This is a genomic window from Aeromonas sp. Prich7-2 (genome assembly GCF_017939255.1).
GTDB lineage: Bacteria > Pseudomonadota > Gammaproteobacteria > Enterobacterales > Aeromonadaceae > Aeromonas > Aeromonas caviae.
This window is the reverse complement of sequence record NZ_JAGKRI010000215.1, coordinates 1-6,031: the sequence shown is the minus strand read 5'-3', so window position 1 is coordinate 6,031 and position 6,031 is coordinate 1. Positions and strand designations below refer to the sequence as shown.

General features: G+C 52.4%; 7 protein-coding genes and 4 pseudogenes. 4 read left to right on the top strand and 7 right to left on the bottom strand.

The window, feature by feature from the left end:
• The 4 genes and pseudogenes from J9892_RS20840 to J9892_RS20825 all read right to left on the bottom strand — a co-directional run.
• Nucleotides 1-525 (bottom strand): annotated as a pseudogene (locus J9892_RS20840) (transposase); the annotation flags it as partial.
• Nucleotides 526-613: 88 nt separating this feature from the next.
• Nucleotides 614-739, bottom strand: coding sequence for a lecithin retinol acyltransferase family protein (locus J9892_RS20835; RefSeq protein WP_210538868.1), 126 nt, complete (start codon nt 737-739; stop codon nt 614-616).
• Between the two features lie 66 nt (nt 740-805).
• Nucleotides 806-1,069 carry a hypothetical protein gene (locus J9892_RS20830; RefSeq protein ID WP_210538866.1) on the bottom strand — a complete coding sequence of 88 codons (264 nt, stop codon included), beginning with the start codon at nt 1,067-1,069 and terminating at the stop codon, nt 806-808.
• Complete coding sequence (locus J9892_RS20825; protein ID WP_210538864.1) at nt 1,053-1,397, bottom strand: YkvA family protein; 345 nt, start codon at nt 1,395-1,397, stop codon at nt 1,053-1,055. Before J9892_RS20825 ends, J9892_RS20830 begins: the two co-directional genes overlap by 17 nt.
• A gap of 129 nt (nt 1,398-1,526) precedes the next feature.
• On the opposite strand from J9892_RS20825, the gene J9892_RS20820 reads away from it, so the two are divergent.
• A complete protein-coding gene (locus J9892_RS20820) occupies nt 1,527-1,976 on the top strand; it encodes a helix-turn-helix transcriptional regulator (protein WP_158656260.1) in 450 nt (149 codons plus the stop codon).
• 74 nt (nt 1,977-2,050) lie between these two features.
• On the opposite strand, the pseudogene J9892_RS20815 reads toward J9892_RS20820, so the two are convergent.
• Nucleotides 2,051-2,902, bottom strand: a pseudogene (locus J9892_RS20815) (Y-family DNA polymerase); the annotation flags it as partial.
• A 3-nt stretch (nt 2,903-2,905) separates the two neighbouring features.
• Entirely contained in the window at nt 2,906-3,328 is a 423-nt protein-coding gene (gene umuD / locus J9892_RS20810; RefSeq protein ID WP_059112981.1) for a translesion error-prone DNA polymerase V autoproteolytic subunit, read from the bottom strand.
• A 92-nt stretch (nt 3,329-3,420) separates the two neighbouring features.
• On the opposite strand from umuD, the gene vapB reads away from it, so the two are divergent.
• The gene (gene vapB / locus J9892_RS20805) at nt 3,421-3,687 is read left to right on the top strand and encodes a type II toxin-antitoxin system VapB family antitoxin (protein ID WP_333563547.1); all 267 of its coding nucleotides are present in this window, start codon (nt 3,421-3,423) and stop codon (nt 3,685-3,687) included.
• 724 nt (nt 3,688-4,411) lie between these two features.
• On the opposite strand, the pseudogene J9892_RS20800 reads toward vapB, so the two are convergent.
• Nucleotides 4,412-4,696 (bottom strand): annotated as a pseudogene (locus J9892_RS20800) (IS3 family transposase); the annotation flags it as partial.
• A 2-nt stretch (nt 4,697-4,698) separates the two neighbouring features.
• Here J9892_RS20800 and J9892_RS20795 point away from each other — a divergent pair.
• Together J9892_RS20795 and istA are read left to right on the top strand one after the other, a co-directional pair.
• Nucleotides 4,699-5,028: pseudogene (locus J9892_RS20795) on the top strand (transposase); the annotation flags it as partial.
• Between the two features lie 227 nt (nt 5,029-5,255).
• The coding region (gene istA / locus J9892_RS20790; RefSeq protein ID WP_210538862.1) for an IS21 family transposase at nt 5,256-6,031 on the top strand (776 nt) is incomplete at its 3' end.

Below are 6,031 nucleotides of genomic sequence, written 5' to 3'. Positions count from 1 at the left end.
CATAGGAGGGAAGCTCTGCCATCGCCTCCATGATACGGCCAAGTAAGGCTGCATCATCACGCTGGCGATGATGACGACCATCTTGCCAACCCGGTTTTCGATGAACACGAACGGATAGCTGCGCACGCGATACATTAAGAGCCTGGCTCACAGCACTTAATCGTCGTCCCCCGGCAACAAGGGCGCATGCGCAATCCATTTTTTTGCTCGACCATACTCCACGGCTTCTTTGAGGATCTCGTTCTCCATGGTCTTCTTCCCGAGCAGACGCTGAAGCTCTCGGATCTGCTTGATGGCAGCAGCCAACTCGGAAGCAGGAACAACATCCTCACCGGCGGTGATCGCCGTGAGAGACCCTTCTTGGAATTGCTTACGCCATTTGAAAAGCTGGTTTGCGTTGACGTCGTGCAAGCGAGCAACATGAGAGACGGTCATCCCGGGCTCAAAGGTCTGCTGCACGATGGCGATCTTTTCTTGTGGAGTCCGGCGTCGACGGCGCTCGGCCCCTGTTAACACTTCGACCATCTTCTCGTTGTGACTAGTACTGAACATAGCTCCAAGACTACCTCTTAAGTTAAGAGGGGCGAAGTGTCTGGATCTTCAAGGGGCCAATCTAGGGACCGGTGTTGAACCCACGTGCAAAACCGGCGTAATGAACCACCTTTCCATTACCTACATAGATGCCATGGTGGTCGTAGCCAGTACGGGGAGTCACCAAGTGAGCGCCAATGGGGTACATAATAATTCTCCTTGAAAACTTAACGGATTGTATGGCGGCATCCTGCCACGGTCAGAGTATTGTCACTCATTTTTTTTCTTGGTAAGCCTTCATCTTTTGAAGAATATCTACCGCCTTGACAATAGGCTCGGTTCCACATGTATCAATGACGATGTCAGCTAATGACTCTATTTCTCGATCAAATTCGCCTTTACGCTTTGTCATTTTATTGGCTTGCTTTTTCAGTTCTTTTTTTATTGCAAATGCCTTTACACGCTCAGGAGCCAATATCTCAAACGCTTTGATCAGGATGCTCATCGCCCAAGCGTTTATTTTAGTTAAATATTTCATTAATCATGCTCCTTGCCTTTGCCTTAACCGAAGAGTCGATACAGGACACCACCGACGATAACGCAGCTGTAATCAGCGCCATGTCATCGGTGTACCCGATGAATGGAGTCAAGTCCGGGATCAAATCGATGGGGGATACCAAATAAGCCAGTGCGCCGTATATGATTGCCCTATCCGCAGCAGAGCACTTTTCACTGTCCAGCGCACAATACAAACGGAACACGCTCTCCAAAGAACCCTTGCCGATATCCTTGCAGTAACGTTTTACCTTTTGCCAAAAACTGCCGTCATTGTAATCAGCGCATTCGATGTTATTGATAGTAGCCATGTAACATTCCTTGGTTTAATTGTTTGATGTGTTTTGTGAAACCCTCAGTTTCATTGGTACTGTAGTTGTGGGAAATCATGGCGTCAATATGTTTTTTTAGTTATCATGAAAAAAAACGAGGAAGACACTATGGGTAAGACAACTTGCTATACAACAGTGCTTGGACTGGTCCTGCGAGAACAGCGTGAGCAAAGGGGGCTCTCACAGCTCCAAATGGCGGAAAGCGTTGGGATGACCAGTGTCGGATGGGGAAAGCTTGAGAAAGGGGTGTCCGCACTCTCTGTCGAAAACCTTGCTTGTGCCGCGAGTACACTTGGCATCAAGGCATCCGCCTTGCTGGATCTGGTTGAGGCGCTCTCTGCCGAGCTTGAAGCACAAGGTTGGACTGTGGAAGCGAAGCGGGTCGAGAATGATGCCTTGATCGCGGGCTGGGAGATGTCCAAGACACTGAGCAGCGTCGGGGGCATGCTGGCCGCGGGGGCCGTCGTGGGTGCCCTAGCCTACAACTATCGCTCCGACATTATGAACAAGGCGACCCAGGGCTTTGATGCCATCCGTGCCTTGATGAAAGACAAATAAAGAATAGGGCAACCGTCGTTATCGATACTGCGGAAGGAAATCGCACATAACCATAAGGAAGGGGGATATATGTCCATTCCCTCTGCCCGGAGTTTTTCAGCTGCACGTTCCATATATCCTGCGAGTGCTTGATGCATGGAATTCATGTGTGTGATCCGTTCACCGAATGATCGGGAGCAGATGATCTGCTGTTTGGCTTGTGTGTCCTGCTCCAGGCTGGCGCATGGATAGCCGCGTAGCTCTAGCACGGTTCGCTCAACAACGACCCCATAACGATGCCGTAGGTTTTTACCATCAACAGCGACTAGGTCCGCCACACTCTTGATCTCGTGCGCTTCGAGCCTGGTAGTCAGTTTTCTACCTATTCCCCATATTTCCCCGACCGGAGTGATAGCCATCAAACGCGCTCGACGTGCCTCATCACGCAAATCAACCACTCCACCAGTCGCAGGCCACTTCTTCGCGGCGTAGTTTGCCAGCTTGGCGAGTGTTTTGGTTGGCCCGATCCCGACGCCGACTGTGAGTCCAGTCCATTGCTGTATTCGTTCACGGATCTGACGACCATATGCTGTTAGGTCTCCCGCCCATGATTCGTTCAGTTCAACAAACGCCTCATCAACACTGTACACCTCGACAGTTGGCACCATGCCTTCCAGCGTGGTCATTACGCGCTGTGACATATCACCATAGAGGGCGTAGTTGCTCGAGAACCAAACACCGCCTACGGCCTCGAAGAACTGACGGATCTGGAAGTAGGGAACACCCATCTTGATGCCAAGCGCCTTGGCTTCTGCCGAGCGAGCCACAACGCAGCCGTCGTTGTTCGATAGCACCACGATCGGGCGCCCCTTGAGGTCTGGCCTAAACAGGCGCTCGCAGGACGCATAGAAGTTGTTCACATCGACGAGGGCAATGGTGTTGGGCATGGTTTACCCCAGTTTGGTCTTGTGGAGCACATAGGTTACGACGCCAAAAATTTCTAGTTCCTGCCCGTCCAATAGATGGATGGGCTGGAAATCCGGATTGGCGGGTAGCAGGGCAGGGAACGGGCGTTCTTGCAGCTGTTTGACAGTGAATTCACCATCAAGGCAGGCTAGAACGATAGCGCCGTGGCGGGCCTTGAGCGCCCTATCTACGATCAAAAGATCCCCGTCATTGATGCCCTTTTCCACCATGCTGTGGCCGCTGGCCCTGACATAGAAGGTGGCAGCGGGATGCTCAATACAGATCTGGTTCAGATCTATGGTTTGCTCTATATAGTCCTGTGCTGGGCTAGGAAAGCCGCAAATCACAGGGGACAGAAAAAGCGGTAGCTCTAGAGCGTCCGGGGTTGGATGTGGGATGGCGAACATGGTGGCTCACTGGTTACTGTTTTTATATACAGTATAGCCGTATTGCATAACGTGTGCATCCGGTGTCAGTTGACATACCGCACCCATTAGCTATGTTCGGTTCACATGGTACTGTATTCATAGGACGCGTGATGGAATCAACAGTTTTTAGGTGTGGTCGTGGCCAGGGGGTATACCTGCCCGAGGCAGTGGCCCTGCCAGATGAGGTCACGCATGTTGAGATCGTCGTGGTTGGTCGTACTCGTATAATCACACCTGTAGGTGAGTCCTGGGATAGGTGGTTTGATGAGCCTTGTATGAGCGCCGACTTCATGGCCGAACGTGAGCAGCCAACCGCCCAGGAGCGAGAGATACTCTGAGGTTGGTCCAGCAGGGTAACTGAGTTGCGTAGCTGAGAGGGATTGTTTTTATATATATAGATAAAGCGTATCCCTCTCACCTGAAAAGGTGAATAGCTATGGCTATCATTCTCGCGTAGCGAGGATTGTTCATAGATCTGTCGGTACTCGCCCCCCAGGCAGGATAGCTCAGTAGCCATTTTTTCTAGGTTGCACCACTGGTCGTGGTGCATGTGATCCAGTTATCTACCCGTGGTTTCCATTGGACCATTCGTTGAAGGTGTTTTGGTGGCACTAGAGCTGAGGTGCACAGCTGAGAGGGATTGTTTGTATATATATAGATAAAGCGCATCCCTCTCACCTGAACCTGAAAAAGTAGAGCTATGGTTATCATTCTCGCGGAGCGAGGAAAGATGGGTAGATCTGTCAGTGTCCGCTACCCAGGCAGGATCGCTCAGTAGCCATTTTTTCTTTTTCTAGGTTGCACCACTGGTCGTGGTGCATGTGATCCAGTTATCTACCCGTGGTTTCCATTGGACCATTCGTTGAGGTGTTTTGGTGGCACTAGAGCTGAGGTGCACAGCTGAGAGGGATTGTTTGTATATATATAGATAAAGCGCATCCCTCTCACCTGAAAAGGTGAGGAGCTATGGCCATCATTCTCGCGTAGCGAGGATTGTTCATAGATTTGTCGGTACTCGCCCCCAGGCGGCGTTTTTCAAGATAGTTGTCGCGTAAACCTGTTTTAAGCCGCCTGTTTTTGCTCTGGTTCAGACCGCTCTGGATTCAGCATCACGGCACCGATCGGTGTCCAGTCCCGCGTTTTACCACTCCATCTAGCCGGATGTTGTACTTTGGCGGCCTGATACACCGCATGTCGCTTCTCCAGCAGGGCTTTGTCGTCGCCCCGATGTCGTTCACTCGGCGTGACGAAGCGAATACGGCTATGCCGGTGTTCGTCGTTATACCAGGCCATAAAATCCCGTACCCATTCCCGCGCTGCATCAAGACTGGCAAAGCCCTCTGATGGCTCGCCACCGTTATGAGGATGGCACGTTGAGCAAGGCGTGTTATCTACACCAGCTCAGACGTTATCGGCAAAGCTGGTTAAAGACGTTAGCGCAATGCGCCGTGCTGTGCTCGAGACGCTATCTGGGGCGCTGCGAATGGCTCATCAAGGATGACGAGATGCTGTGGCGGTTTATGGGTGATGACGATATCCCGCTAACGAATAATGAAGCGGAACGCACGCTGCGTGGCAGCTATGTGCTATGGCGCAAACGGAGCTACGGGGTGTGTCGTGGGGAGTTGTTTCGTCAACGGATACTCTCGTTGGTGGAAACTGCCAAACGCTTGGGGCGTGCTGCCTGCATATTCCGGCCGATCATGAACACCGATTCCGGTTCAACGTGAACACCATTTCCGGACCAATGTGAACGCTCATTCCGGCTCAACCTGAACACTTTGCTCCTCCTTTCCGGAAACAGTGTTCAACATCCCGGAATCACTGTTCACATTCACCGGAATCATCCTTAACGCATTGATTTAACAACCTTTGATACGCTCTCCCTTTTGCCAGGGAAGAGCCTATGTCTGCCAAGAGGATTGCAATGCGTAAAATTCGTGAAGTGCTGCGACTGCGGCTGGAAGCTGACCTCTCTGTTCGCCAGATAAGTTGCTGCACCAAGGTCAGCGTTGGCTCCATCCAGAAACTCCTCAAAAGTGCCCAGACGCTCGGCCTGACCTGGCCCTTACCTAGCCAGCTTGATGATGGCCAACTGGCGGCCCTGTTCTATCCGCAGGCCGATACCACCATCTCGGCCCGCCATGTTGTACCGGATTGGCCCTCTGTCCATCAGGAGCTCAAGCGTAAGGGGGTCTCCAAACAACTGCTCTGGGAGGAGTACACCCAGCGCTATCCCAACAGCTGTTACAGCTACTCCCAGTTCTGCGACCGTTACAAATCCTGGTGTCAGTTGCAAAAGCGCTCCATGCGCCAGATCCACAAGGCGGGGGAAAAGCTCTTTATCGACTACTGCGGGCCCACGGTGCCCATCGCCTCGCCGACTACGGGTGAGGTCCGTCAGGCCCAGATCTTTGTCGCCGTGCTTGGTGCGTCCAACTACACCTTTGCCGAGGCCACCTGGTCCCAGTCACTGCCGGACTGGCTGCAAAGCCATGTCCGTGCCTTTGAGTTTTTCGGTGGTACACCGGCACTACTGATCCCCGACAACCTCAAGAGCGGTGTCAGCAAGGCTTGCCGATACGATCCCGAGCTCAACCCCAGCTACCAGCAGTTGGCCGAGCACTATCAGGTGGCGGTGATGCCAGCTCGTCCTTACAAGCCCAAGGACAAGGCCAAGGC

What these genes read in the sequence shown, in the direction of transcription:
- J9892_RS20835 (WP_210538868.1), bottom strand. Translation starts at nt 739, where the DNA reads ATGTACCCCATTGGCGCTCACTTGGTGACTCCCCGTACTGGCTACGAC.
- J9892_RS20830 (WP_210538866.1), bottom strand. Translation starts at nt 1,069, where the DNA reads ATGAAATATTTAACTAAAATAAACGCTTGGGCGATGAGCATCCTGATC.
- J9892_RS20825 (WP_210538864.1), bottom strand. Translation starts at nt 1,397, where the DNA reads ATGGCTACTATCAATAACATCGAATGCGCTGATTACAATGACGGCAGT.
- J9892_RS20820 (WP_158656260.1), top strand. Translation starts at nt 1,527, where the DNA reads ATGGGTAAGACAACTTGCTATACAACAGTGCTTGGACTGGTCCTGCGA.
- umuD (WP_059112981.1), bottom strand. Translation starts at nt 3,328, where the DNA reads ATGTTCGCCATCCCACATCCAACCCCGGACGCTCTAGAGCTACCGCTT.
- vapB (WP_333563547.1), top strand. Translation starts at nt 3,421, where the DNA reads ATGTTCGGTTCACATGGTACTGTATTCATAGGACGCGTGATGGAATCA.